Origin of the sequence: Clostridium sp. C8-1-8 (assembly GCF_009928445.1) — a bacterium.
Lineage (GTDB): Bacteria > Bacillota > Clostridia > Clostridiales > Clostridiaceae > Clostridium_AR.
In genome coordinates, this window is the sequence record NZ_JAABNO010000003.1 from 1 (window position 1) to 26603 (window position 26603).

Genomic DNA, 26603 nt, shown 5'->3' on the forward strand with positions numbered 1-26603 from the left:
AAATCATATTAATTCTTTGCGCAAGCTCATCTAAGCATCGGATGACTGACCACTTCATTTCAACACAGTACTTTAACATAGCCTAAATATTAAGTTTTTTCTTAATAAAACTACATTTAGTAAGGTATTATATGATATTCTACTTCTCTTGAATATTTGAGAAGCTTGCTTATCGTTGATCCTCTAAGGATAGTCTGTAGCTTTGTTCTTTTACTTTTTCCTATAATAACCTGAGTTGCCTCAATTGATTTAATAAACTTGCTTAATTCCTTGGAAACGCTATTGCCTTTAAGCATTTTAAAACTTCCTCCAACAGAAATGGCTAACCTTCTGTATTTCTCCAGCATATCCCTGTCTTTTTCTCTAATCTCTGGAGCAAACCTATGAGTGCATTCTACTGCTACTACTACAAAATCACATTCTAGAGCCTTAGAGATCCTTGCTCCTCTTCTTATTAAATTGATAGCTTTAGGATTGGAGCTTACGCATACCACTACCTTATCTCTTCTAATTACTTTTTCTCCAAAGCACTCACTAATACTTCCATTAAGATATTTACTTGTCCCCATAGAAGCCTCAATTAATGCCATTTCTCTAAGAGCAGTAAGATTGCCTTTTCTAAAAAAATTACTTAAGGCTCTACCGATTATTTCAATATTATATATTTTCCCTCTAGCTAATCTATTTATTAATGCATCAGGAGTTAAATCTACAAATACTATTTCATCAGCAGAGTTTAATACATAATCAGGTATTGTTTCCTTAATACTTATTTCAGTTATTCTTTCAACTACATCATTCAAGCTCTCTAAATGCTGGATGTTTAAAGTGGATATTACGTTTATTCCGTACTCTAATATCTCTTCAATATCTTCATATCTTTTAATATTTTTACTATTGGGCACATTGGTATGAGCAAGCTCGTCTATTAACACATATCTAGGATTGATTTCTATAATCTTATCTTTATCCAGTTCTTCAAATATCTTATCCTTATACTCTATCTTTTTCCTTGGCACTATAAGCAAGTCTTTTATTTGTTCTTCTGTATCAATCCTTCCATGAGTTTCTAAATATCCAATAACAATATCTTCCCCTGCCTGAAGCATTTCATTAGCATCCTTTAGCATGGTATAGGTTTTTCCTACTCCTGGCGCATAGCCAAGATATATCTTAAATTTTCCTCTTTTAATACTATTGCTCATATATACCTCTAACCATAGGAAATTTATTTAAATAGCTTATATATATTATTAAACCTTATAGCTTCTTCCAAATTACCTATTCCTTCATTAACCTTACTAATAAGTTCATATATTTCTTTACTATAGGGATTTATAGATAAAGCTTTTTTTAAATTAGTAAAGGCTTCAGCATAACTACCAATATCTACTTGTTCTCTAGCAGCTGTTATATATATTTCTTCAATATTACCTGTCTCTTGGCAATTTATATCTTCTTCATTAGCCTTGTTATTGCATTCGAATTCATCTATTACAGAATTAACTCTTTCTGGTGAAAAAGGCTTTTGAAGATAGGCAAAGGCTCCAAGTTTAGTGCAGTCTATGGCGTTTTTTACCGTTGCAAAAGCTGTCATTATTATAACAGCGCAGTTTATATTTTTATCTCTTAACTCTCTTAGAACTTCAGTACCACTGATTCCAGGCATCCTTATATCTAAAAAAATAAGGTCTATTGTATCGCCTTGACTTTCTATGATTTCTAAAGCTTTTACTCCATTTTCCGCTAATACTACCTGATAATCTCTTATTTCTAAGCAAGTTCTTAACATATTTCTTATATTTTTAGTATCATCAATAATTAGAACTCTTTTCATTATTTCTCCTTTACTAACATAAAAACTAGTTATTTATTTAGACAATAAGTATTTAACTCAATATAGAAGTTTAGTATTTAAAACTTCAGTATATTAAATATAGTATTGTACTACATATTGTTTTTAAACTATATCCTCTGTATCTCTTATGGGCAGACTGAATATAAACTTACTTCCATTATCAAGCTCACTTTCACACCATATATCCCCGCCATGAGCTTTTACAATATCCTTTGCAATGGCTAGACCTAAGCCTGTACTCTCTGGCATAACTTCAAACCCTTCCACCCTAACAAATTTCTCAAATATCTTTTCAATAAATTCCTTTGGTATACCTCTACCAGTATCCTTAACATATATAAATACATTATCATCGTCTTTATACGCTCCAACAGTTATAGCTCCTTTCTCGGTGTATCTTATTGCATTTGAAATTATATTATTAAGAACCCAGGATATTTTTTCACTATCACCAACTATATCTGGAAGCTTATCTTCTATTTCATAATAAATAGATATTTTTTTACCTTCTATAAGCTTTTTAAACTTACTTATAGATTTATAAATTATCTCTAAGATATTGCAAACTTCCATATCAAAAGCAGCCTTATCTGTTTCAAGCTTGGATATTTTTAAAAGATTCATTACAAGACCATTTAATTTTTCCACATCTTCTTTTAAAGTTTCCAATATTCTATGCTGCTTTTCATTTAAAGCACCTAACTTTTTATCATTTAAAAGTCCTACTCCCATCATAAGTGAGGTAAGGGGCGTTTTAAGCTCATGAGAAACAGTACCTATAAAATCCGTCTTAATCATTTCTAAATGCTTAAGTTCACTTACATCCTTAAAAAAGACAATGGCCCCGTCAATGCTCTGATCCTTATCCTTTATCACTCTAACTGTAATATTGAAGAAATAATTTCTTTTACCTTTGCTTATCTCGATAATCTCTCCATCCTCTTCAAGATCTTCTCTTAATATCTTGAATACATAATCATATACATCCACTCTTTTAACTACCTGTAAGAAATGGGTATTTATAACATCCTCTTCTTCCATTTCAAAAAAGTCTTCAAAGGCATTGTTTATAAATTTGATTTTAAAGCTTGAGTCTAAAACTATAAGCGGATCCGATATACTTTTCATCACTGTATTGGACCTATTTTTTTCTGCCAAAAGTGTACCTTTAGTACTCGTCTCAAAATCATATAGCCGCCTAGTCATATTATTAAACTCTCTAGCAAGTACCCCTACTTCATCATCATTAATTACTGGAGCCTGTTTGTCTAAATTGCCCTCCCGTAAAGATTTAACTGTAGCAATGAGCGCGTGTATAGGATTTAAATATTTATTGGTCATTATGACTGCTAGAAAGAGTCCAAAAATAGCAGCACTTACAAATATCACAAATACACTGTCTGTAGAATACTCGGCACTTTTACTAGTAGACCCTCTTTTTCTAAACATTGCCTCTTCATTCAATGTTGACAATTTATTTAAATCAGTCTTAATCTTTGATATTTGTGAATGCACACTGCTTTCATAAAAGTTCTTGGCCTCTGAGCTATTTTTTTGCTGAAGCTCAGAAAACATCTTAGTGAAATCAACATAACTACTATTTATATCTTCTACAATGTTTTCTTCTCCCTTTTCAGTTATATTGTATCTTTCACAGTAAAACCATTTATTAAATACTGCATTATTTTCATTGAACAAAACAGCAGCTTCCTGCTTATCTCCTATCAAATATTTAAGTGCAGCTTTATCCTGCTCATCAATAGCATTATTCATGTTATTAGCAGCATTTATGCTTTTATAGTTTTCAGTAATTAATCCATCTATGGATCTTCCTAAGGAATTAATATTCGCTACAGATATAGCCCCAACAATTATTATCATAATTACAAGAGCGCTATAAACTAACATCAATTTACTTTTAATAGTTTTCAATTTGTTCACCTCAAATAAATGTTTATAATCTAAAGCCTATTCACAACTTACTTTAGATTATAACACTTACTCATTCATGCAGTATAAAATCTATAATTAATAATCTTTATAATTTTCTTTGAGCCTTTAATATATCTGCTACTTCAAGATTAAGCATCAACACATTGACTTTTTTCTCTCCAAAAACTCCTAGAGCTCTTTCTTCAGTGTGTTTCTCAATTAAATCCTCTAACTTTTCCTTTGATATACCTGAAGCTTTAGAAACAGTATCCACTTGTATTTTTGCTGATTCAGGAGTTATATCTGGATCAAGTCCTGACCCTGAGCTTGTTAATAGATCCGTAGGTATATCTTCTTTTTTTAGGCTGCTGTGACTTTTCAAAAACTCCTCCATATCCTTGGAAACTCTTTCAGCTAAAGCTGGATTAGATGGTGCTAGATTCTGTGAGCCTGAAGCTACTCCACTATATGCAACCTTTCCATCTTTATCTGGCAGCTTATCTTCTTCTTTATAAGTGTTGTAATTAACTGCTGAAACCCTTCCTCTAAAGAATCTTTCATCTGTAAAGTTTTGTCCAATTAGCTTAGATCCTACAACTTGCCCATTAACCTTAACTAAACTTCCCTCAGCTTTACTGGCAAAGAACACCTTACCAATACCTGTCAATAATAAAGGATATGCAAGTCCACATAATATGATTAAAATCAAGGTTATTCTTAGTGAAGCTTTAATAATGTTTTTCATAGTAAACCCTCCAATATTTATAAACCTAATACTTTCAGAAGTGGTGATACTATTACGTCTATAACTTTTATACCTATAAATGGTACAATTATTCCACCAACTCCATATATCAATATATTTTTAAGCAGCATTTTTTCAGTTTTCATAGGCTTATATTTTACACCCTTCATGGCTATAGGAATCAAAAGCGGAATTATTATGGCATTGAATATTAAGGCTGATAGTACAGCACTTGTAGGAGTAGAAAGAGACATTACATTTATCTTGTTCATCTGAGGAATAGCTATAGCAAAGATAGCTGGAATGATAGCAAAATATTTTGCAACATCATTTGCTATACTGAAGGTAGTAAGGGCACCTCTTGTTATAAGAAGTTGTTTACCTATTTCAACTACCTCCAGAATCTTTGTAGGATCAGAATCTAAGTCTACCATATTAGCAGCTTCTTTAGCTGATTGAGTTCCGCTATTCATAGCAAGCCCTACATCTGCTTGAGCTAAAGCTGGCGCATCATTTGTCCCATCTCCAGTCATAGCTACTATCTTTCCTTCTGCTTGCTCTTTCTTTATTACAAAGATTTTATCCTCTGGTTTACATTCTGCTATAAAATCATCTACACCTGCTTCTTTTGCTATTGTAGCTGCAGTAAGGGGATTGTCTCCAGTACACATGACGGTTTTAATTCCCATCTGACGCAATCTCTCAAAACGCTCTACTAAACCTGGCTTCACAGTATCCTTTAGATATATAACTCCTACTATATATTTGTCTACTGCAACCACTAAAGGCGTACCACCTAGTTTAGATATCTTCTCTGTAACCTCATCTAAATCACTTGGAATCTCCCCACCTTCGTCTTTAGCAAAGGCTTTTATGGCATCCGTAGCACCTTTTCTTACCTTAATACCATTTTTTATATCAATACCACTCATCCTAGTTTGAGCTGTAAATTCAATAAACTCACTGTCTATATATTCTTTTTCATCTACTACCATATTATTTTTCTTAGCTAACTCAACAATGGATCTTCCTTCTGGAGTACCATCTTTTACTGAAGAAAGCGCAGCAAATCTAGTAACTTCATCTAAGGTGTGCTTTCCAATAGGAATAAACTCTGCAGCCATCCTGTTACCAAAGGTTATTGTTCCGGTTTTGTCTAGAATCATTGTATCTACATCTCCACAAGCTTCTACAGCTTTTCCAGACATCGCTATAACATTAAACCTTGTAACCCTGTCCATACCTGCTATACCAATTGCTGAAAGTAAACCTCCAATGGTGGTTGGTATCAAACAAACTAAAAGAGCAATTAGAGTAGATATAGGTATGTTAACCTTTGAATAATTAGCCATAGGGAAAAGTGCCACTATTACTATTAGGAATATTATAGTCAAACTAACCAGCAAAGTGCTCAATGCAATTTCATTAGGACTTTTTTGCCTTGAAGCTCCTTCTACTAGACTTATCATCTTATCTAAGAATGACTCTCCTGGGGCAGCAGATATTTTCACCTTTAACCAGTCACTAACTACTTTAGTTCCTCCTGTAACAGAACTAAAATCTCCGCCGGCTTCCTTAAGTACTGGAGCTGACTCACCAGTTATTGCTGATTCATCCACTGAAGCAAGCCCTTCTATGACCACACCATCATTGGGCACCAAATCACCATTTTCAACCAATACGATGTCACCTTTCTTTAATTCGCTTGCACTAATTTCTGTTATACCTCCATTTATATCCAAAAGCTTTGCCTTTGTGTCTTTCCTTGTCTTCTTTAAAGTTTCAGCCTGTGCCTTTCCTCTGCCTTCTGCCACAGCTTCAGCAAAATTTGCAAATAGAACAGTTATCAATAATACCAGTGAAACTATTCCATTATATAATCTTATATTTTGTCCATTATCACCAAAAATCTTAGGAAATATAGTTAAAAGCAATGTCAATATAAAACCTATTTCAACTATGAACATTACTGGATTTTTTGCCATGGTTTTAGGATTTAATTTTATAAATGAATCTTTAAAAGCAGTGACTGCTATTTCCTTATTTATAAACTTTTTACCGTTTTTACTCATATCAATTACTCCTTCTTAATTGTCTACCTTCCAATAGTTAGATGCTCAGATACTGGTCCAAGGGCTAACGCTGGTAAAAATGTTAATGCACCAATTATTAGAACTACTGCCACTAGGATAACTATAAACATCTTGTTATCAGTTTTAAAAGCCGCCTCGTTTTCTGGCAGTAATTGCTTCTCAGCCAAAGAACCACCTACAGCCAAAAGTAAAATCATTGACACATATCTACCTAAAAGCATCACTATACCTGTAGTAGTGTTCCAAAATCCAGTGTTATCTAATAATCCTTCAAAGCCCGATCCATTGTTGGCAGCTGAAGAGGCATATTGGTACAATACCTGTGATAAGCCGTGATAACCAGGATTGGTTATTCCTGCAAGTCCACTATTAAGAACTAAGGATAAAGCTGAAGGAAGTAATATAATTAATGGATGAATTATTATAGCCAGTGCAATAAGCTTCATCTCCTTACCCTCAATCTTCTTTCTTAAAAACTCAGGAGTTCTACCTATCATAAGTCCACACAAAAATACCGCTAAAATAGCATACATTAGCATGTTCATAAGCCCAACACCCTTACCGCCAAAAACCACATTCAACATCATATTCCACAATGCTACCATACCTCCAATAGGTGTAAGTGAGTCATGCATATTATTTACAGATCCAGTAGTAAAAGCAGTAGTTACAGTGGTAAATAAAGAGGACTGAGCTACTCCAAATCTAACTTCCTTTCCTTCCATATTACCTAAGCTTTGGGATAGTCCTGTACTAATCAGTCCAGGATTTCCTGCCCTCTCCGCAGTATAAGCTATTGGTAAAACCAATATAAACAGCAGTGCCATTGCGGCAAATATTGTCCAACCTTGCCTCTTATTCTTTATCATAAGTCCAAAGGTATAAACTAAAGCACCTGGTAGTAACATCATGGAGAGTATTTCCACTAAATTACTAATAGCAGTTGGATTTTCAAAAGGATGAGCTGAATTAGCTCCAAAGAATCCTCCCCCATTTGTTCCTATATGCTTTATAGCCTCTAAAGCCGCAACTGGTCCTAAAGCTATATCTTGAAGCTTTCCTTCTATTGTGTGTACAGTAATGTTTGGCGATAAAGTTTGAGGAACCCCTTGCCACATAAGTATTACTGCAACTATTATTGATAAAGGTATAAAAACTCTAGTTATTATTCTTACTATATCAATAAAAAAGTTACCTACTGTCTTTTTTTCTCCTGTTAGGGCTCTAATAAAAGCTAAGGCTGCTCCAAATCCACTAGCAGCTGAGGTAAACATCATAAAAATTATTACAATCATCTGACTAAAATAGGAAAGCGATGATTCACCACTATAATCTTGAAGATTGGTATTTGTCATAAAGCTTATAGCAGTATTAAAGCTTAAGCTCTGCTCCATACCACTTATATGATTAGGATTTAATAATCCAACCCACTGAATTCTTAAAATTATATATGCTACAATTGCCATAATAGAGTTACATATTAATAATGAAATAGCATACTTTTTCCAGCTCATTTCTTCTTTGTTGATGCCACCAAGCTTAAAAAGAAAGTTATCAACCTTATTGAAGATAGGATCAACAAAAGACTTCTCACCTGTAGCTACTTTATATAAATATTTTCCCATAGGTACTATTAGCAAAATAAATAAAATCAAAGTTATTACTATTTGTAAAATATCCATTTCTGTCCTCCACACTTTATCCTAAATTTCTCATTCTTAAAATTTCTCTGGATTAAATAACGCATACCCCAGATATACAAATAATGCCATAACTAAAATCGCTAAAAATAACATGAATATTACCTCTTTTCATTTAATCTTGTAATTTCATTTCTATTGAATTATCACAAAACACCACTAGAATATTGAATAAGAAATATAAACCAATCATAGCTCCAATAAAAATAATATCTTTTATCATATTAATTCCCCCTTTAATCTTTACCTTTCTTGTAGGCTCATTATATATCTCTAATTGTTTTCAGCTGAAATCCTTGGAAAAAGGCATATAGGACTTTTTGCTAGCATTACCGGCTAACTAGCTAAACTATCTTATCCTTTCAAAGCCTTAGTTCAAGATATTTAGTTTTTTATCGCTAAATAAAAAAAGCCTATTCTTACACTAGAATTAGGCATTTTTTCAATAGTTTTGTGTTCTCTGCAAAGAATTATATAAAATTAGAGTAAGTTTACAAGGATTTGTAACGATTACTTTCAATAATAAACAACTATTAAAATATCTTTTTTGCAGATCTAGAAAAATTTTTTTTAAAAAATAAATTAAAATTTTACTTTCATGCTAAATCAATTTTCAAAACTCCTCTCGATTATGAGATGAACTTTTAAAAAATAAGTTTTAGGTTCTGTTAAAATACCCTGTTAACAGTAAGCATTATGTATAATACTTAATACTACTATTATGTAATACTCTTACGAAGCTATCTATACATTGTCTTTTTACTTGGTATATAATTACAATGTACTATATTAATATTAATTTAAATATTAAAGCTGCGAGGTGTTCATATGTTTAACTTAAATACTCACGATATGAATTGGATTTTTAAGCCAAGAACCTTTGAGATAACTGAAGATAAGGTTATTATTAAAACAGAAGCAAATACAGATTTTTGGCAAAACACTTATTACAACTTTCAACATGACAATGCTCCTGCATTACTACAGTCAACTTCTGAAAAGTTCTTCTCCTTCACTGTAAAGACCACCTTTCATAGTAAGGCTGAATATGACCAATGTGGAGTTATAATATACCAAGATAGCAATAACTGGTTTAAGGCATCTATAGAATATGAGGATGAGCATTATCAAAGACTTGGAAGCGTAGTTACCAATCAAGGCTATTCAGATTGGGCAACAACAGATATTGACGCTAATGTAAAGTCTATGTATTATAGATTAAGCCGCCGTGGCAGCGACTTTTGCATTGAAAACTCCTATGACGGAGTAACCTTTTATCAGATGAGAATATTTCATCTTTTTAAGGCAGATGAACAAATTAACTTTGGAATCTACGCCTGCAGTCCAAGTGAAGCTTCCTTCGAAGCAATATTCACTGAAATGAAAGTAACAGAGTGTATGTGGAATTAAGGCAATTATATTTCGGCGACACTTAAACTATATGGAAGCTTAAGTTATACTTGTTCGATAATGTAGGCTTCTATGGATTATCAGGCATATATAAATTAATAGTTAAGTTATGAACGCTAAACCTATATTAAAACTTAATTTAAGATAATTAATACTCTTATCCTTAACTTAACAAAAATACGGTGCTGTGATAATCACAGCACCGTATTTTTTCTTAAATTCATCAATTATATGTATCTTAGTATATCCAATACATTTTTATCAAAGGATTCACACAACCCATAACACCTTAGTTATGTCCAAAAGAATCCTCCATATCCTTATCCTCTTTTCCTTTATCGTCATAAAACTTTATGGTCAAATCCTTACATTCCCCTCTGCCAAAGTTGTATACATCTGAGTTTTCAGCCAAATTTTCATTATATGGATGTGCCACTATGAAGAATTCCTTTGGTTTTAATTCTTCTTTAATTAATTTACCATTAAAATTTATCTCTATTGTCTTAGAATTCTTATTTTTACCGAAAGCCACCACTTGTGCTTTATGACCATTGTCACTATACAATATATCAATATAATAACCGTGATCTCTATTTCTCATATCCATCTGCATTGAAGGATCCCTAACATACCTATCCCCGATAGTTTTAGACATTTCCTCAAGTTCTAAGAAATCTTTATTATCTACAAGTAAAAGCTTTTTGTCCTTAAGTTCTTTACTGGCTACAAGCTCTCCACCAAATTGATTAAAAGCATGTACATATAAGTCCTTATCAGAAAGCTTGTTTGAAAAGGTGTTATTGTAAAAAGCAATCGCACATAATACTAAAGCAGCAGCTACCATTGATGATAAGGGCTTTATTGCAAGTCTTAAAAGTTTCTTATTTTCTTTATCAGTTATCTTTTCTACTAAATTAATCAATTTAATTGCCTTCAATATTTTGATGAAAACTCTATAGCACACTAGTCCTATAACTGCACCAAAGGTATTTAGTATAACATCATCAATATCTGTAGTATTATTTACTGTGAAGTACTGACAAAACTCTATAAATATTGAAGTAATTGCGCCATAAAAAGCAATCTTTGATATTTTATTTGTCTTCTCAAATAAAATTGGCAGCATAAAACCAAATGGGATTAGTACTAAACTGTTACCAACAACATTGTATATAGCTATTCTTAATGATCCACTACCATTGAACATACGAATAGTTTCAATAACAGGTACTATGTTTATAGTACGATTAAACCTAGAGGATATCATTAACTCTCCCATCTTAAACAATGTCAAACTGAGAACTATAAGTAAATATATAAAAAATATATTCATAAGAATTTCCCTAAGATAATTTATCTTTTTATTTTTTCTCCAAAGTATTAACCTATATATAACCCAAATAATATAAGATATAAAAATAATTATTGCAGCATTAACGCTCAACATACCCATTAAAAATCCCCCTACTCCAATATACTATTTCAAATTATAACATCTTACATTAACTTGATAAATTACATTTTTGTTACACGAAAGTTCTAATTACTAACTTATAATTTAAATTTAGGCCATGTTAAAGTACTGTGCTGAATAAATCATTCGATGCTTAGATGAGCTTGCGCAAAGAATTAATATTATTTTGTCATATTACATCGATGTATCACTTCATAATGATTTTATATTTTGAAATTCTCTGCTCAGATTCTAGCAGAGTTTTGAAAATAGTTTAATGATTGAAGTGATGCAACTTTGATTAAAACTGTAAACTAACTACGTTCGAACAGTACATTTTTTTAATTCTTTCTTCTATATATATTTAAGGCATCTACTCACAATTATAGACAACTTTATATTGACTATAAATCCCAAATAGCAGAAAACACACTGTTGAAAATATAAATACAACAGTGTGTTTTAAAAATGGCCAATTTCACTCATATTTGTTATCTTCTGTAGATAACTATATTAGAGAGTTCTTATAAATTGCTTTCAGATCCTACAGCTAAATTACAATTTTACTAATATCATAATACTTAACTAAAAGTAAAGCCCTCTCCAAGCACCTCATTCACTTCGTTTATGGTAATGAAAGCTCTATCGTCTATATCTGCTATAAATTGCTTCAGCTGCTGGAACTGCTTTCTGCTAAGAATAGTTGTAATTACTTCACTTTCGCTGTTATTATACGCTCCTTTAGCATAATAAATTGTAGCGCTCCTCTCGAGAACATCCATTATATATCTCTTTATTTCTTCCCCTTCAGAGCTTATTATGGCAACTTGCTTATAAGTGTTAAGCGTGTTTATAACCTTATCTATAAGTGTACAGTTAATTATTACTCCAAGTATTGAATAAATTCCCACATTTAGTCCAAATACTGAAGTAGCAGCTACTGTAACAATAATATCTGCTGCTAAAAGTGAATTACCTATAGAAATATTAAAATACTTATTAATAATCTTTGCTATTATATCTGTTCCTCCAGTTGATGCATTTTGATTAAACACAATGCCCATACCTACACCGCAAATTAAAACTCCAAATATAAGTTGTACCAAAATATCATTATTAATCGGTTGAACTTTTGGAAATAATTCTTCAAAAATCAGTATAAGCCCTGAGATAGAAAAGCTGCAAAAAATTGTTTTTCCTCCGAAAAATGGTCCTATTATTAGGATGCCAAGTATAAATAAAACTACTTCCATAGACATCATAAGTCCACCTATAGGAAGTTTAGGAATTAAATTATTGATGATTATTGCAGCACCACTTATACCTCCAGCTGCAATTTTATTTGGTGCTAGGAAAAAATATGTTCCAACTGCTACTAATACTGATCCAATAAATAATAATATAAAGTCCTTAATTTTGTTCTTCATGTTTCCCCCTCCTTTTGTAGAGAACCAACTTCAAATATTAATTTATACATGCCACAAAATCCCTAGAAGCCTAGATTTTATAACAAGTATAAATTAAGTTTTTATAAAGGTTCCCTATAGTTTAGAACGCTCTTAAAAGCTTAACTTATGCATTTTATCAAATAAATTTAAACTAGAATGTATAAGTTAGGCTTTTGAGTTTTTGTGAATCTGCCTTTTCTAACATATGAGCTAAACACAGTAGATGAATATTACTTTCTTACTGTATATAGCTGTCATAAAGGCTCAATGTCTCTAGCTTTAGCTAGGAGAAGTTTTTTTTACTTATATGAATAGTAAAATTTTCACACTGACATTTACAGTAAAAAAAGAGCATATAAATCAAAATATAAAGGACTAGGTCCATAAATACTTTATGATTTATATGCTCTCATTACACAGAAACACACTATCTGCGAACGTCTTTTAGATATAATATAATAATATCCAAAACTTCAATTTCTGTCAATTATTAAAATTATTTTCATGCATTTAACTAGTAGCTAATCAAGCACTAACTTTATCATTTAAGTTATCATGAGGTTTTATGTTTGTTCAAAGAAAAAACTTTGAAAACTTAAAGATTAAAATTATTCTTATTTATCAACTACAGTTATTTCTCTTTTTAAACCTTCTAAGAACTGCTGTAAGATCAAAGATCTTTCTTCTGCTAATATCCTACCGGTTTCTGTATTCATAGTATCCTTAATCTTTAACAATCTAGAATAGAATAAATCCAAGGCATACTGTTTCCCATCTGGTACTCTTTCTTTGCAAAAGGGATCATTAACATTGTAAAGACTTGACTTCATGAGTCCAGCAGAACAAAAGGTTCGCATTATAGATATAGCTCCAGTTGCTTCTAATCTGTCTGCATCCTGCACAATCTTCCCTTCCAGAAATCTTGGTGTAATTCCTTTAGAAAAGGAGCATTTTTCGATAGCCTCATGTACCATTGCTATTTTTAAAGAATTATACCCTTGAAAGTTCTTCAATATACCAACGGTGAAATCAGCACTTTCTTTTGAGGATAGCGTTGATTTTCTACTATTCTTTGGATAACAGATAACATCATGAAATAAAGCCGCAGGTATAACTATATCCATATCCCCTCCTTCTTTATTACATATAATCTCAGCATTATTTAAAACTCTTAACGCATGATATATATCGTGAGAAGGATCACTGGAATCTATCTTATCTTTTGCTATAGTTATCAATGAATTCTTTATAAAATTATTCAATTTTTAATACCTCTAAATCTAATTCAATGCTTTTTCTAAAAAGCTATAAATATCAGCTTCTACTTCTATCAATTTTGATATAGGCTTACCTTGTCCATGTCCAGCGTTCTTTTCTACCTTCAATAGTATAGGGTTTACTCCAGAGGCTACTTCTTCAAGGGTAGCTACATATTTATAGGAGTGACAAGGTAAAACTCTATCATCATTATCTCCTGTAGGAACAAATACTGGTGGATAAACTATACCACTTCTTATGTTGTGAAGTGGTGAATACTTTATCATGAACTTGAAGTGTTCAGGATTATTCTCAGCATCGCCATACTCCGGAATCCAAAACCTGCCTATGGTATACTTATGATATCTTAGCATATCAAGTACTCCAACCTGGGTAATTACAGCTCCATAAAGCTCAGGTCTCTGAACCATACAAGCCCCTGTCAACAGTCCTCCATTACTACGGCCTCTTATTGCAAGCTTCTTACTGCTGGTATACTTTTCTTCAATAAGATATTCCCCACAACTGATAAAATCATCAAAACAGTTTTGTTTATTCTCTAACATACCAGCTTTATGCCACTGCTCACCGTATTCATTACCACCTCTGATATTGGCTACAGCGTATATTCCGCCTCTTTCCATCCATACTACTTCAGGTACTCTAAACTCTGGAATTCTGTTAAGATTAAAGCCACCATAAGCATAAAGTACGGTTTTATTTTCTCCATTTAGCTTAATGCCCTTTTTATAATTTAAAAACATAGGTATTCTTGTACCATCCTTTGACTTAACAAACACTTGCTTTGTTTCATAATTAGAAAAGTCCAAAGGTATTCTTGGCTCAAGAACTTTTTCCATAGTTTTATGTTCTAGGTTTACTTTGTATATTGTATTAGGTATAAAATAAGAAGCAAATAAAAAGAAAATTTCTTTTCCTTTTTCACCACAAGATATTTCAGAAATAGCTCCCATAACACCTATTTCTAAGTAAGTAGCTTCCTTGCTTTCTAAGTTAATAAGCACCGCCTTATGATAAGCATCATGCATAACTGACATAAATATATATCCATCATTATATATAGCATCTGTTATTGTATCCGTAGCGTATTCTGGCACTATTTCTATCCAATTTTCTTCTTTATAGTTTCTTATATCAATCTCAACAATTCTATTTTTAGGTGCATTATAATTAGTTAGGAAGTAAAACTTAAAACTTTTATTTCCCAGAAAATACCAAAAACCATTTTTACCTTCTACTGGACTAAAAAACTCATTTGCATCGTCTATTTCTTTCAAATAAACTAGGTTTTCTGTAGAAGTTCCTATACTCTTTTCAAGTAAAATATATTTTTTATCATATGATAAACTTACATAATTTGAATAAGGTGATCTATCACTTCCATCTATTAGCACTTCATCTTCATCTTGACTAGTTCCTAATCTATGGATACATACCATGTTATGATATGATAATTCTTCATCCTCCATAGATCCTTGCTGAGGATATCTGGAATATATAAATCTTTCATTATCCTCTAGCCAAGTTATAGATGTAAATCTGCACCATTGTATCTCTTCTTTGAGAGTAGTCATTGTACTCATATCAAGCATTTTTATTACCTGCCAGTCACTACCCTTTTGAGATATGGAATAAGCAAGTATATCTTTTTTCTCATTTACTGCAATAGCCCCAATTGAGGAAGTACTATCCTCAGAATATTCACTTGGATCTACTAAGAGAAACTTCTCTCCTTTTATATCCTTTGCTCTGTATAATCCTGGCTGATTACTATTTCCGTCATTATAGAAAAAGTAGTAATACTGACCTTTTTTTAAAGGTGCAGAGTAAGACTCATACCTCCAAAGCTCAGCTATTCTATCCTTTATAGCCTCATATCCCTCATAGGATTTAATATATTCTTCTGATTTAATGTTATGCTCATCTACAAAGGCTTTAACTTCGTCACTATGGATGTCTTCCATCCATCTATATGGATCATATATTTTCGTTCCGTGATAATTATCTACTACGCTTACCTTCTTAACCAAACTTATCGCCCCCATCTAACTGGCATGTTTTCGCTAATTCTTTTCTTCTAGTTTTTCTAAGATCTTATCGACTTTTTCTTCTATTCTCTTGGTAGAATTCAAATAGTAGCTTACTTTCTTAAATAACATTATTACAAGAAAAATTATAGCTACTAGCACTACTAGATTTATTATGGCAAATGCAACATGTGTATAATCTACCTCTAACATAATTTATCCCCCTTCAAAACTATTACATACAATATTATCATTATTATACTTCCAATACAATATAACCCAAGTATTAACCTTGAAAACCTGCTATATTTTAACACTTATTATATTATTATTAAAAAAATTGCAAAATAAATAGAATATTATTCATATAAAGTTAAGTTTTTTCTATATATACCGATAATAAAATTGAACCACTTGTTAATAGCTTTTTATTTTCATTAGAATCCCCTAAGGTTTATTGAAAGTTTAGAAGAGAGTGGTTCTCTTTTTAAGAATATATAACTATAAAAACAAATGGATAAAGGGAGAGGATACTATGGATATGATTACAGACATAGCTAATCTATCAATAACCATGAAGCAAGAAAACTTATCTCAGGAAGTTGGTACTGCACTAACAAAGAAAACAATTGACACCTCAAAGGATGACGCCCAAGCTCTCATAAAGATGATGGAGCTGAGTGCAAACCCAAATGTAGGTATTAAATTAGATGTTAAAGCATAAAAGGCTGGATTTATATCCAACCTTTTTTATTGGTGAAACTATATTATTTCAACTTAAATCAGCAATGTCATTGGCTAGGACAGCTACTCAGAGCCAACATCGAAAAAATTTATGTCGCCTACCAGAATTTCTTTACAGCCCTTTTATAATTAATTAACCTTAATTTTGAACTTCAAGTCTTCTCTTACATCAAATAGCTGTCCAAAATTGGTTGTTTTTATAGTGTAATTTTGATTCTCTTTTAGCTTTGGTAGTTCCACCACATAATGATCATCACCTAGGTCTTTAGCATCTATGCCCATCTTACCATAGTTCACATAAACCTTACTGTCTTTACCTATTACCTCAAACTGAAATACATCAAGTCCTTTAATATAACCTTCTTTTTTATAGTAAAGTAAAGTGCTGTTATCTTTTTGTTCAACCTTTTCTATGGTCATTACTCCCATCTTTTTAAAGTCCAAAATAGTTTTACCTGAGAAATTCAAAGGTTCTATGGTATCTCCAACCTCTACCCCATTATCCTTATTTAATATATAGGGGATAAAAGTCAACTCCTTTGCATCAGTATTTACATTCTTAAAATCCACTCCATAATCGAAGGTACCATCCTTATTTCCGTCGCCTCCCATACCTGAACCAAAAGCAAATCTTCCTTTATCATCATACGCAAAGATACCTAAATCTATATTATTACTTTTCACACCGCCAGTAAGGCTAAGTTCCGTATTTAGTGGAGATATAGTAAGTGAGTGTACTTTCAGATCATTAGCTAAGCTTGATAAATCTACCTCTGTATTAATTTCTTTTCTTTGCTTTAATATACTTGCTAGGCTGCCTTTAAAATTAAATTCCCAATCTCCCTTTATATTATCATCAACATTACAATACTTTAATTGTACCGTAAATTCCTTTTTATCATCTTTACTATCAATTATTTTCTTTACCTCTGAGATATTTTTTTTATCAAACCCATAGTGAATCACGCCTTTATAGGTATTTTTATCAATAGCTTTACCATTCAATCCAGCACTATTTAAAGCAGTATTATTGAATTTGGCACTGCTATTCATTATTAAGTTCATACCATCTTTTATATCTTTTTTACTTTCTATAGTATAGCCTATAGCTAACTCTAATCCATCACAGGCAACATCATTTATTGTAATGGTTACTCCATTTGATTTACTGCTTAGCTCCATATTACTTCCATACTGAGCATATATAGGTTCTATCATGTTATCTTTACTAAAAAGCTTAAATACTGAATTAACCCCAGGTATATTTTTTGCGTAAGCTGGAAAAGCCATTGTGGTTAAAGTTAGTATAGCTAGCATAAAAGTAGCAGCTAAAGCTAGCTTTTTAGGAATGCTTACTTTCTTCTTGACCTTTTTAGGTAGCTGCTGTAAGGTGTCCCCTATTATGTTATCAACCTGTACTGGAATAAAACTTTTTTCTAATTTAGCTTTTTCACTAATCATTTCATCTATAAAATTATTATTCATATTATCACCTCTACTATTTTAATAACTCATAAAGCTTACTTCTTGCTCTGGACAACCTTGATCTAACAGTGCCTTCCGGAATTGATAATATCTTAGCAATGTCCTTTTGAGCCATGTCTTCAAAGTAAAACAAAGTGGTAACAATTCTTAAATCACTATCTAATTGCTTTATAGCACTCATAAGCTCTAGTTTTGTAAGGTCATCGGTAAATCCCTCATTTATACTTACTTCTTCTATGGATATTAGTCTTTTATTTTTCTTTAATATATCCTTACACTGATTTATCACTATCCTTATAATCCAGGTTTTAAAGTACTCATCTTTCCTTAACTTACCTATACCTTCATATGCCTTTATAATTGATGCTTGAATAGCATCTTCCACATCATGGCTATTAGAAAGAAAACTAACAGCTACTCTGTAAAGACTTTGCTTATTGTTTTGTATCATTCTTATAAAGGCATCTTTGTCACCTTTCTTGGCAAGTACTATATCTGAACAATCAGAATCAACTTTTTCTATATTTGATGTGAGCTCCATTTTACGTCCTCCTGTGATTTACATTTCAATTATATACTCTTAGCTAAGCCTAGATGTACCACTTCATAACAAAACTTATATTTTCAAACTCCTCTCTGGCCACAGAGAAGCTTTGAAAATAGATTTCGGATTGAAGTGTTGCATCTTTGTATACTCATTAGACATATGAGTTACTAAAAACGTTCACGCACTTCAAAACTTTTCGTATAATTTTTTTAAAAAAGAGCATTATAATACTGTAACTAACCTATGATATACTCCTTTCAATGTTTAAAATATATCCTCAGTTTTAAACTATTACAGGACTATATCTTAATTACTCACTGTGGTCAATGCTAAAACAAAAATAATCCAAACGCTAAATTGTTATTTAGAGTTTGGATTATTTTCATTATGCAATATTATATATCTATAATACTACAAAATATGTTAAAGTAATATTCTACTTACACTTTATATCAAAGTTTCCAACGAAGTTTTCATATTTCACAGAAAAGTCATACTCTCCATCATTATCTAAACTGATTTGTTCTTTATAATCCTTGTTAGTCTGAAAATTCTTAACTACTTTACCAGTAGAATCTTCCAACACTATAGCTAAAGTGCCTTGTTTAACAGTAGAGCTACAGAAAAAATCAACTTTTTCTCCTTTTTTACCTTTGAAAGATCCTCCAGAACCACTACTACTAGCAGTAGTAATATTTCCTTTGGTAGTCACAAGATAAGAGTAATCAGAGAAAAATTCGAAATAACATACTATTAAATAGCTGCTATACATACTGTGATAATTGCCAATTTACTTCTCATTTATAATTCCTTTCACATGCTTATTGTTGTATAGATAATATGCATTTAAGATTATTTATCTAACAATATCTATATTATATTTCAATTATATTCCAAAAATCAACGTATTAATCATTTAAAATAGGATAAAACAGCACTGATACTATATATCAGTGCTGTTTTATGAAAAGTTTATATCTTATTCTTCATTAGCATGTATGTAGCCACACCAACACCAGTGGCAGTTCCCAAAAATCCTATAGTCTTAGCAGGGAATGTTCTTTTTTGCTTCTTCTCATTACTTAACATATTAATAAGAGTTGAAACTCCTACAATTTCACGTATCATTTACATTACCTCCATAAATAAAATATAGATAGATTAACCTATGGTTCATCTATCTATATTTTATCTTCAAGCAACATAAATTATCCTTTTTTAAGAAAGGAAGTGTTTATACTTATAAGTAAAATCTTCTATCAGTAACTTTATCTTCTAATATTAATGTAAATACTGTGCTGCAAGAATATTTTCTCTTTTAAAATATCTTTTTTGTCTTCTTAGGTAACAAAAGGCTTCAACCTTTTCACCTTTTATACCTAGCACTTGTATGTTTCTTCTCGTAATCTTTTTGTCTTTATCCATGTAGATAATCGTAACAGGTCTATGAAATTCTAATGCACTTTTTAATATATCCATTACTAATCACCTCAATAACATTATACTATATATGAACCGCCAATGCAAACATAAGTTCGCACAAACTTATGTTTTGTATATCATTATTAGTCATCTATTAATATTTAATTTTATCGGTGATATAAACTAAGATAAGATTAAAAGGCTTAGAAGATTGTGCTCCTAAGCCCTTTGCTTTTACCTGTTTATTACTCCTGACTTGGTCCATAGTCCCTTGTCTGTACTATATACAACATTCAACCTATTATTTCCTAAGTCCTCAAGAACAATTACATTTTCATTATTTACACTACCTATTCTATTTCCTGAGAATCTATCGTAAACATCCCTGTAACCATTTATTCTAATAGGTGCATTCAAATACCCAATATTTGAAACCACATTTCTTATATAAGTTTGTCTTGTTCCTCCAGGAACTGGGTATTCAACAAGATCTAGCTGTCTACTATAAGATACATCAATAACTTTAATCCTATCACCAACATCTACTCTTCTTCCAGTATCTATATCTCCAGTTGAAGTTCTTCCATAAAACCAATCATTCTGCACAACTGCATTAGCTCCATTTACTTGGCCCATAGGTGGGATAGGATCTACTGGAGGATTTGATCTATCAACTAATAAATCTTCTTTATACTGATCCATGTCTACATTGCCAAAGATTCCATTGACATTTCCAGAGTCACTATACTGCCATCCACTCCAGGTATCCCAGATTTCTGTATTCCAACTAGGAGTTCCTGTGGTGTAGTGTGCCAACCAAAGCTGAGTACCCTTAAGCACAGTTGTAAGATTATTCTTAGAAAAATAGCTTCCTGTATACACAATACAGTCTATTCCTGTCAGTTCCTTTACCCTATCAATAAAAGTTTTTACACAACTACTTAATAGATCTTTTCCAAGTCCTTCAGTAGTCTCTACATCACAGGCATATTTTAGGTCTACAGCATATCCTCTTGTGTTTTCAACAAAAAAGTTTGCTTGATCAATTGCATTTTCAACACTTCTAGCTCTAAAAAAGTGATAAAAACCAACTAAAACCCCTTGTGCCTTAAACCCATTGTAATGAGTAGTCATCATTACATCTCTGTAGGTAGTTCCTTCGGAAGCTTTAAGATACGCTGCTTGAATACCACTATATTTAACTCTTGAATAATCTACATTAGTCTGATAATTAGATATATCTATACCTTGATACATAATATCCCTCCTCACTAACTATATATGTGAAAAAACACTATTTTGGTCCAAAATTGCGTCATTAAGTCAATTATTTTATGTATAATATTATTTAATTAGTGAGAAAACATTATATAAATGATAAAATAGAATTTCTTAACTATTGCTTCAAATTAATATTGAGCGATATATACTCAGGAACAAGCCTAAGCTTCTTCACTTTAGTTAAATACTACTTTACATATTTCACTGTAAAAACTAGTTAACATCAATATTAGCTAGCTATTTTTGTTGTTATAATTTAATTTCACTTCGTAGAAGCCTATAATATTCAAAGGCAGTCTTTATTTCAAAGCCACAATTTTTATATAAATTGAAAGCAATTATATTGTTACTATCTACTTCTAATCGTAGGTTTCTATTCTTTTCATTAACTACAAGATTTATTATTTTTCTAAGTGCTGCCTTTCCAAGTTTTTTTCCTTGATATTCTTTTTTTATACCAAAGCCAAATAAAAACACATCCTCCTCCGAATAATTCAACGAACACATTCCTATAATCTTGTCTTTATAATTTACTAAATACATATCTCTATCTTTTGAATCAATTGTATTAGTAGCATAATTTTTAGCATCTTCATAGCCTTCTCCAAATGCATCCATTGAAGCTTCAATTATAGCATCTAAGTGTTCAAACTTTGCTTTTTCTAGAGTTATATCACTGTGTGCATCTTCTTTGTCTGATTTCTTATTATATTTTAGGAGATATTCCGTAAAATCGTACTTAGCCTCTAAAGCCTTTAAAGTTAGCTTTCCATCCTTAGCCTCACTTTCGCATACAAATAGAAAATCCTTTACATCATATTTCTCTATTTCTTTTGTAGCCTCATTTAAAAGTGTTTTAAAATAGCCTTTCTTTCTATACTCAGGATGAGTATATGCTGAAACCTCAGCCTCTGCCTTAGTTGGCATAAATAAATATATTACACTTACTAATTTTTCTCCCTCATAGACCATAAATAAATTATTTATATCTTTATTAAAATTTAAAGAGTTATCAAGAAAAATATCTCCTTTTAAGTTATCCTGTTTCTTGCAGACTGCCTCTAGCTCCTTAATTTCTTTTACCAGTTGGTCGTTTAAGTTGTTATAAGATTTAATTATCAATTCTATTCCTCCACATTTACGGATATATAACTTCGTAAAGCTAATTATTTTTAGTTCAGAATCTATATATTTATTAATATTATTTAAAGCTATTTAATCTTAGAGAGTTTTTTTACTTTAGGCCTAATGCATCACATTTCTATAGTACTTCTCTTAAATATTCTATAAAGTTCTTAATACTCGACTCTACTTCAAAGCTTGCTTGTGCTCTCTTGTCATTACCTCCGCCTTTTCCACCAAAATCCTTTAACTTTTCCTTGAATAAGTTTCCGCATTTAAAGTTAAAACTTCCATTGTGAGCTAATATAAGTTTTTTATCCTTTAGGGAGCCTAATATTAATATATACCCTTTATCTTTTAATTCATCATATAGCTTCTCTAGAAACTCAAAGCCTTCTTCCTCATATGTAGCAGTAATAAATCTTGATTCACTATTACTTAAAAGTTTATCAGCTTCTCTTTTAGCAAGATTACCATACAAGTCTGATAGCTTTCTCTTAAGCTCTGATATCTCATTCCTTTGATTATTTATCACATTACTTATCCCTGAAGCTTCCACTGAAAGACTTCTAGTAAGATTGGTGATACAAGCCTGCTTCTCTTGATAATCCTTTAAAGCCCTAAGTCCACATTTAAAATAGATCCTAGTCATTCCCTTATAGTTCTCATACTTGATTATCTTTACTATCCCTACCTCGCCAGTTCTGACAACGTGAGTTCCGCAGCAAGCACTAAAATCGGTAGTTTCTCCCATTTGAACAATTCTTATCTTTCCTTCAGCCTTTATACCTTTTCTAAGAGGTAATTTCAAAGCCTCCTCTTTAGTAAGGAAATAAGTTGATATAGGTTCATTTCTATAGATATATTTATTCACCTCATTCTCTATTTCCCTTATCATCTCTTCTGTCATATCTTTAAATAACATATCTATAGTTACGTAATCTTCTCCTAAGTGAAATCCTGCATTAACAATTTTAAAAAGTTTAAAAAATGCAGCTGATAGCAAATGTTCTCCCGAATGCTGTTGTATATGGTCAAGTCTTCTATCATAATCGACTTTACACATAACAAACTTTCCCTCTGGTTTCTCTTTAAGGACGTGGTAGATGATGTCATCTTCTTCATAGACATACTCAACTTTTATATTATCTATAGTACCTAAATCACAGGTCTGACCTCCACCTTCCGGATAAAAGGGTGTGCTCTTAAGAATTACTTCATAGCTGTCACCTTTTTCAATTATATTCTCTACTTCACATTCTGCCTCACATATATATGAATTTTTATAAAATAACTTTTCTGTCATATGATCACTCCTCGGTTTGATTGTATATTGACTTATTGCATATTCAATTTACTAAAATTATAACACAGGTTAACCAATTTACTAATTAATAACAATATATTTTACATAATTTAAATACTGTTAAAGTACAGGGTTAAAATATATCAGTTTAATACTCTTAATTAAAGATGTAATTTGATTTATACTAAATATTTTACATGCTCTTGAACATAATAAGGTTGGAGGTGTTATTATGAAAAAAACAAGAGAACCTAAAAATGATAAATTAGTGACTTCACCATCAACTTCTGGTTCCTATGGTATATCTACTTCTTCAAATTTAACTGTAGAATCCTCTGATATAGAAGGCGATGATAGCGATTCCCTAATCCCTGATTTCCATGAAGATAAAGCTTGGTCTTCCAAGACTACTTCCACAGTTTATAATGATGACCATAAATAAAGCACATAGCATTGAAGACTCCTATGTGCTTTATTTTTATAATGTCTATGCTTGATAACAATTTTGTTAAAAAGCCACTGAAGGGACCTTCTTCAGTGGGCTTTTCTTGTCCATCTGCCTTTCCAAATACATATGTAAAAAATCTAGCAAGCCCCATAATTTTATTACTTACTTCTTAACAAAAATAGCTGCCCTAAGCCTTGAATTCACTATATTTAGTTGGCACTTTTTATATAACTGTTCTTAATAGTAAAAAAGTATCTTATAAAGAATAGCTAAAAAACACTGATTCTTTATAAGATACTCTATGTACAAAGCTTTATACTTTTATTAACTATATTTACGTAGAAACTTTTTAGCAATATTTATTATTATATCAAACTTATCTGTGTTATTTACTATATGTTCAAGTAGTTCTTCATGACTTGGTTCCTTGTATCTATGAGATATTCTATTTCTAACAAGCCTTGATTTTTCTAAGAAAAGGTAGGTTCTCTCGTCTATAACATCACTTTTTCTTAAGAGTTTAAAACTATCACTTAAAGAAATACCTATCTTAAACCTTCTTATCTCTCTTAAGGCTATAGAGCAAAAGTCTTCCAATATTGTATGGAATCCAACGAAAAGCTGCCTTAAGCTTGACTTTGCAAGCTTAGTTATAAGCTGATCTTCCTTATATTTTTCTAAAACCTCTAAGCACTCATTTATATCTGCCTTACATTCTTCCAAATCTTCTATTATTTTTATTAGTCTCTCATCATTCATGATAATACATCAATTCTCCTAAAGTACATAAAATTTTCATTCTCCCGATAGGTCCTATCTACTTCATCACAAATTATGTCAAACATCTTATTATTGTCCTTTGAAAACAACACTTTTCCATTATTCAAAATATTTATCTTCACAAACAGATCTAACTTTTCACTTCTTAAATCAACAACATCAATAGGTCTATTAAGCAAATTTTCTAAAAACAGCTCTAATTCTAAAATAGTATCTAAGGATATTTTTTCCTCATTTAAAAGAGCAATATCCACATCAGATATTTCATTAAATTCGCCATGATTTAAGCTTCCGAACAGTATCAGGTTAGATATGTTATATTCATTGATAAAATTTAGTACTTCTTCAGAATTAAGCTTGTCAAGAGCATACTTTCTTTCTTCTTCACTATCCAATTTAACACCAACCTTCGGATAAACTAAATATAAAGGTATGTTGATATTATATCCCAAAGTTATATAAAATAAAAGCTAATGCAACACTTAATAATCATTAAATCAATAACATAAGCATTAACCCAGTATATTTTTATTTATTACTTCATTATAAAATATCCCCATCTTCTCTCAAAAAAACTCTTACGAAAAACAGTAGTAAGAAGGACAATAAATACAGTATCGCCGCAAAGGAAGTAGCCATTTTTATATCAGTCTGCATATATGTATATATCTGTAGTGGTATAGTTCTGGTTTTATTAACAACATTGCCAGCAAACATTAAAGTGGCGCCAAACTCTCCTATAGATCTTATATAACTAAGTATAAGTCCAGAGATTATAGCTCGTTTCAGCATAGGAATTATAATTTTATAAATTGTTTCAACCTTTCCTGCACCTAATACATAAGTTGCTTCAAAAATTTCCTTTGGAACATCGTTTATTGAATTACTAAGTACTTTCACATAGAAAGCCGAGGATACAAAAAACTGAGCAATAATTACAGCAGCTGGAGTAAACACTAAGCTAATTCCATAGCTATCTAACATCCTGCCTATAATGCCATTACTACCAAAGGTAAGTAAAAGAGCTATACCAACTGCTGCAGGTGGTAAAACTATAGGTAACTCTATCAGTATACTTAGAACCTTAGCCAAGGCTTTGTTCTTTACAAACCTCAAATAGAAAGCCATGCAAGTACCAAAGATAAAAGTTAGTATTAAAGCTATGGTAGAAGTCTCTAAGGTCAGCAGCACACTAGAAATGTTCTCTTTTATATATAATGTAGAAATTATATTATGTACGCCTGAATAATTTATCATAGTAAGTATTGGAAGAACAATAATAACTATATATACGCTTATGGCTATCACTAAGGGTATTACTAAAAGCTTATTAATGTAATTTTTTCTACTCCCCCTTTTATTGAGAGTATTTAAGTATTTTTCATCTTCTTTTACATCATATATCTTATCTTGAATCATACTTCTCCTATATAAAAATCAAATTATATTGATATACTAATACATATTAAACTTATATTTTCAAAAACTTTTCTCAGAAATCAGAGGAACTTTTAATATAGGTTT

Annotated in this window: 25 protein-coding genes; 3 read left to right on the forward strand and 22 right to left on the reverse strand. The window is 31.3% G+C overall.

The window, feature by feature from the left end; genetic code table 11:
* Positions 1-116 precede the first annotated feature (116 nt).
* From GXK57_RS03740 to kdpA, 6 genes are all read right to left on the reverse strand, one after another.
* Entirely contained in the window at positions 117-1205 is a 1089-nt protein-coding gene (locus GXK57_RS03740; RefSeq protein ID WP_160671639.1) for a universal stress protein, read from the reverse strand.
* Between the two features lie 23 nt (positions 1206-1228).
* Positions 1229-1837 carry a response regulator gene (locus tag GXK57_RS03745; RefSeq protein ID WP_160671642.1) on the reverse strand — a complete coding sequence of 203 codons (609 nt, stop codon included), beginning with the start codon at positions 1835-1837 and terminating at the stop codon, positions 1229-1231.
* Positions 1838-1960: 123 nt separating this feature from the next.
* Positions 1961-3790 (reverse strand): ATP-binding protein, encoded by a 1830-nt coding sequence (locus GXK57_RS03750; RefSeq protein ID WP_160671645.1) that lies wholly within the window; start codon positions 3788-3790, stop codon positions 1961-1963.
* 106 nt (positions 3791-3896) lie between these two features.
* The gene (locus tag GXK57_RS03755; protein WP_160671648.1) at positions 3897-4535 is read right to left on the reverse strand and encodes a K(+)-transporting ATPase subunit C; all 639 of its coding nucleotides are present in this window, start codon (positions 4533-4535) and stop codon (positions 3897-3899) included.
* 17 nt (positions 4536-4552) lie between these two features.
* Positions 4553-6607 (reverse strand): potassium-transporting ATPase subunit KdpB, encoded by a 2055-nt coding sequence (kdpB, locus tag GXK57_RS03760; protein ID WP_160671651.1) that lies wholly within the window; start codon positions 6605-6607, stop codon positions 4553-4555.
* Between the two features lie 23 nt (positions 6608-6630).
* Positions 6631-8310, reverse strand: a complete 1680-nt coding sequence (kdpA, locus tag GXK57_RS03765) for a potassium-transporting ATPase subunit KdpA (protein WP_160671654.1) — start codon at positions 8308-8310, stop codon at positions 6631-6633.
* Between the two features lie 846 nt (positions 8311-9156).
* Between kdpA and GXK57_RS03775 the strand changes: the two genes are divergently transcribed.
* Complete coding sequence (locus tag GXK57_RS03775; protein ID WP_160671657.1) at positions 9157-9738, forward strand: DUF1349 domain-containing protein; 582 nt, start codon at positions 9157-9159, stop codon at positions 9736-9738.
* A 289-nt stretch (positions 9739-10027) separates the two neighbouring features.
* On the opposite strand, the gene GXK57_RS03780 is transcribed toward GXK57_RS03775, so the two are convergent.
* The 5 genes from GXK57_RS03780 to GXK57_RS03800 form a co-directional block, all read right to left on the reverse strand.
* Complete coding sequence (locus tag GXK57_RS03780) at positions 10028-11191, reverse strand: VanZ family protein (protein WP_160671660.1); 1164 nt, start codon at positions 11189-11191, stop codon at positions 10028-10030.
* Positions 11192-11772: 581 nt separating this feature from the next.
* The gene (locus GXK57_RS03785) at positions 11773-12618 is read right to left on the reverse strand and encodes a YitT family protein (protein ID WP_160671663.1); all 846 of its coding nucleotides are present in this window, start codon (positions 12616-12618) and stop codon (positions 11773-11775) included.
* A gap of 635 nt (positions 12619-13253) precedes the next feature.
* Positions 13254-13901, reverse strand: coding sequence for an HD domain-containing protein (locus GXK57_RS03790; protein WP_160671666.1), 648 nt, complete (start codon positions 13899-13901; stop codon positions 13254-13256).
* An 18-nt stretch (positions 13902-13919) separates the two neighbouring features.
* On the reverse strand, positions 13920-15947 hold the full coding sequence (locus GXK57_RS03795; protein ID WP_160671669.1) for a prolyl oligopeptidase family serine peptidase: 2028 nt from the start codon (positions 15945-15947) through the stop codon (positions 13920-13922).
* A 33-nt stretch (positions 15948-15980) separates the two neighbouring features.
* Entirely contained in the window at positions 15981-16157 is a 177-nt protein-coding gene (locus GXK57_RS03800) for a hypothetical protein (RefSeq protein WP_160671672.1), read from the reverse strand.
* Between the two features lie 322 nt (positions 16158-16479).
* Between GXK57_RS03800 and GXK57_RS03805 the strand changes: the two genes are divergently transcribed.
* Positions 16480-16668, forward strand: a complete 189-nt coding sequence (locus GXK57_RS03805) for a YjfB family protein (RefSeq protein WP_243156361.1) — start codon at positions 16480-16482, stop codon at positions 16666-16668.
* A 149-nt stretch (positions 16669-16817) separates the two neighbouring features.
* Here the strand turns inward: GXK57_RS03805 and GXK57_RS03810 are convergent, their stop codons facing one another.
* From GXK57_RS03810 to GXK57_RS03845, 8 genes are all read right to left on the reverse strand, one after another.
* Positions 16818-18173 carry a DUF4179 domain-containing protein gene (locus GXK57_RS03810; protein ID WP_160671675.1) on the reverse strand — a complete coding sequence of 452 codons (1356 nt, stop codon included), beginning with the start codon at positions 18171-18173 and terminating at the stop codon, positions 16818-16820.
* A 13-nt stretch (positions 18174-18186) separates the two neighbouring features.
* A complete protein-coding gene (locus tag GXK57_RS03815) occupies positions 18187-18714 on the reverse strand; it encodes a sigma-70 family RNA polymerase sigma factor (RefSeq protein ID WP_160671678.1) in 528 nt (175 codons plus the stop codon).
* 442 nt (positions 18715-19156) lie between these two features.
* Positions 19157-19492 carry a hypothetical protein gene (locus tag GXK57_RS03820; protein ID WP_160671681.1) on the reverse strand — a complete coding sequence of 112 codons (336 nt, stop codon included), beginning with the start codon at positions 19490-19492 and terminating at the stop codon, positions 19157-19159.
* A 200-nt stretch (positions 19493-19692) separates the two neighbouring features.
* Positions 19693-19848: a hypothetical protein gene (locus tag GXK57_RS03825; RefSeq protein WP_160671683.1), complete on the reverse strand. Its 156-nt coding sequence runs from the start codon at positions 19846-19848 to the stop codon at positions 19693-19695.
* Positions 19849-20001: 153 nt separating this feature from the next.
* Positions 20002-20199, reverse strand: a complete 198-nt coding sequence (locus GXK57_RS03830; protein WP_128214035.1) for a hypothetical protein — start codon at positions 20197-20199, stop codon at positions 20002-20004.
* Positions 20200-20376: 177 nt separating this feature from the next.
* The gene (locus GXK57_RS03835) at positions 20377-21399 is read right to left on the reverse strand and encodes a GH25 family lysozyme (RefSeq protein ID WP_160671686.1); all 1023 of its coding nucleotides are present in this window, start codon (positions 21397-21399) and stop codon (positions 20377-20379) included.
* A 273-nt stretch (positions 21400-21672) separates the two neighbouring features.
* A complete protein-coding gene (locus GXK57_RS03840; protein ID WP_160671689.1) occupies positions 21673-22545 on the reverse strand; it encodes a GNAT family N-acetyltransferase in 873 nt (290 codons plus the stop codon).
* A 139-nt stretch (positions 22546-22684) separates the two neighbouring features.
* On the reverse strand, positions 22685-23851 hold the full coding sequence (locus GXK57_RS03845) for an alanine--tRNA ligase-related protein (RefSeq protein ID WP_160671692.1): 1167 nt from the start codon (positions 23849-23851) through the stop codon (positions 22685-22687).
* Positions 23852-24083: 232 nt separating this feature from the next.
* On the opposite strand from GXK57_RS03845, the gene GXK57_RS03850 reads away from it, so the two are divergent.
* Positions 24084-24293 (forward strand): hypothetical protein, encoded by a 210-nt coding sequence (locus GXK57_RS03850; protein WP_160671695.1) that lies wholly within the window; start codon positions 24084-24086, stop codon positions 24291-24293.
* 330 nt (positions 24294-24623) lie between these two features.
* On the opposite strand, the gene GXK57_RS03855 is transcribed toward GXK57_RS03850, so the two are convergent.
* From GXK57_RS03855 to GXK57_RS03865, 3 genes are all read right to left on the reverse strand, one after another.
* On the reverse strand, positions 24624-25058 hold the full coding sequence (locus GXK57_RS03855) for a HepT-like ribonuclease domain-containing protein (RefSeq protein ID WP_160671698.1): 435 nt from the start codon (positions 25056-25058) through the stop codon (positions 24624-24626).
* Entirely contained in the window at positions 25055-25474 is a 420-nt protein-coding gene (locus GXK57_RS03860) for a nucleotidyltransferase domain-containing protein (RefSeq protein WP_160671701.1), read from the reverse strand. Before GXK57_RS03860 ends, GXK57_RS03855 begins: the two co-directional genes overlap by 4 nt.
* Before the next feature lie 148 nt (positions 25475-25622).
* On the reverse strand, positions 25623-26498 hold the full coding sequence (locus GXK57_RS03865; RefSeq protein ID WP_160671704.1) for an ABC transporter permease: 876 nt from the start codon (positions 26496-26498) through the stop codon (positions 25623-25625).
* Between the last annotated feature and the right edge of the window lie 105 nt (positions 26499-26603).

What these genes read in the sequence shown, in the direction of transcription:
- GXK57_RS03805 (WP_243156361.1), top strand. Translation starts at nt 16,480, where the DNA reads ATGGATATGATTACAGACATAGCTAATCTATCAATAACCATGAAGCAA.
- GXK57_RS03845 (WP_160671692.1), bottom strand. Translation starts at nt 23,851, where the DNA reads ATGACAGAAAAGTTATTTTATAAAAATTCATATATATGTGAGGCAGAA.
- GXK57_RS03815 (WP_160671678.1), bottom strand. Translation starts at nt 18,714, where the DNA reads ATGGAGCTCACATCAAATATAGAAAAAGTTGATTCTGATTGTTCAGAT.
- kdpA (WP_160671654.1), bottom strand. Translation starts at nt 8,310, where the DNA reads ATGGATATTTTACAAATAGTAATAACTTTGATTTTATTTATTTTGCTA.
- GXK57_RS03800 (WP_160671672.1), bottom strand. Translation starts at nt 16,157, where the DNA reads ATGTTAGAGGTAGATTATACACATGTTGCATTTGCCATAATAAATCTA.
- GXK57_RS03740 (WP_160671639.1), bottom strand. Translation starts at nt 1,205, where the DNA reads ATGAGCAATAGTATTAAAAGAGGAAAATTTAAGATATATCTTGGCTAT.
- GXK57_RS03780 (WP_160671660.1), bottom strand. Translation starts at nt 11,191, where the DNA reads ATGGGTATGTTGAGCGTTAATGCTGCAATAATTATTTTTATATCTTAT.
- GXK57_RS03865 (WP_160671704.1), bottom strand. Translation starts at nt 26,498, where the DNA reads ATGATTCAAGATAAGATATATGATGTAAAAGAAGATGAAAAATACTTA.
- GXK57_RS03850 (WP_160671695.1), top strand. Translation starts at nt 24,084, where the DNA reads ATGAAAAAAACAAGAGAACCTAAAAATGATAAATTAGTGACTTCACCA.
- GXK57_RS03755 (WP_160671648.1), bottom strand. Translation starts at nt 4,535, where the DNA reads ATGAAAAACATTATTAAAGCTTCACTAAGAATAACCTTGATTTTAATC.
- GXK57_RS03810 (WP_160671675.1), bottom strand. Translation starts at nt 18,173, where the DNA reads ATGAATAATAATTTTATAGATGAAATGATTAGTGAAAAAGCTAAATTA.
- GXK57_RS03835 (WP_160671686.1), bottom strand. Translation starts at nt 21,399, where the DNA reads ATGTATCAAGGTATAGATATATCTAATTATCAGACTAATGTAGATTAT.
- GXK57_RS03775 (WP_160671657.1), top strand. Translation starts at nt 9,157, where the DNA reads ATGTTTAACTTAAATACTCACGATATGAATTGGATTTTTAAGCCAAGA.
- GXK57_RS03745 (WP_160671642.1), bottom strand. Translation starts at nt 1,837, where the DNA reads ATGAAAAGAGTTCTAATTATTGATGATACTAAAAATATAAGAAATATG.
- GXK57_RS03855 (WP_160671698.1), bottom strand. Translation starts at nt 25,058, where the DNA reads ATGAATGATGAGAGACTAATAAAAATAATAGAAGATTTGGAAGAATGT.
- GXK57_RS03830 (WP_128214035.1), bottom strand. Translation starts at nt 20,199, where the DNA reads ATGGATATATTAAAAAGTGCATTAGAATTTCATAGACCTGTTACGATT.
- GXK57_RS03820 (WP_160671681.1), bottom strand. Translation starts at nt 19,492, where the DNA reads ATGTATAGCAGCTATTTAATAGTATGTTATTTCGAATTTTTCTCTGAT.
- kdpB (WP_160671651.1), bottom strand. Translation starts at nt 6,607, where the DNA reads ATGAGTAAAAACGGTAAAAAGTTTATAAATAAGGAAATAGCAGTCACT.
- GXK57_RS03825 (WP_160671683.1), bottom strand. Translation starts at nt 19,848, where the DNA reads ATGATACGTGAAATTGTAGGAGTTTCAACTCTTATTAATATGTTAAGT.
- GXK57_RS03785 (WP_160671663.1), bottom strand. Translation starts at nt 12,618, where the DNA reads ATGAAGAACAAAATTAAGGACTTTATATTATTATTTATTGGATCAGTA.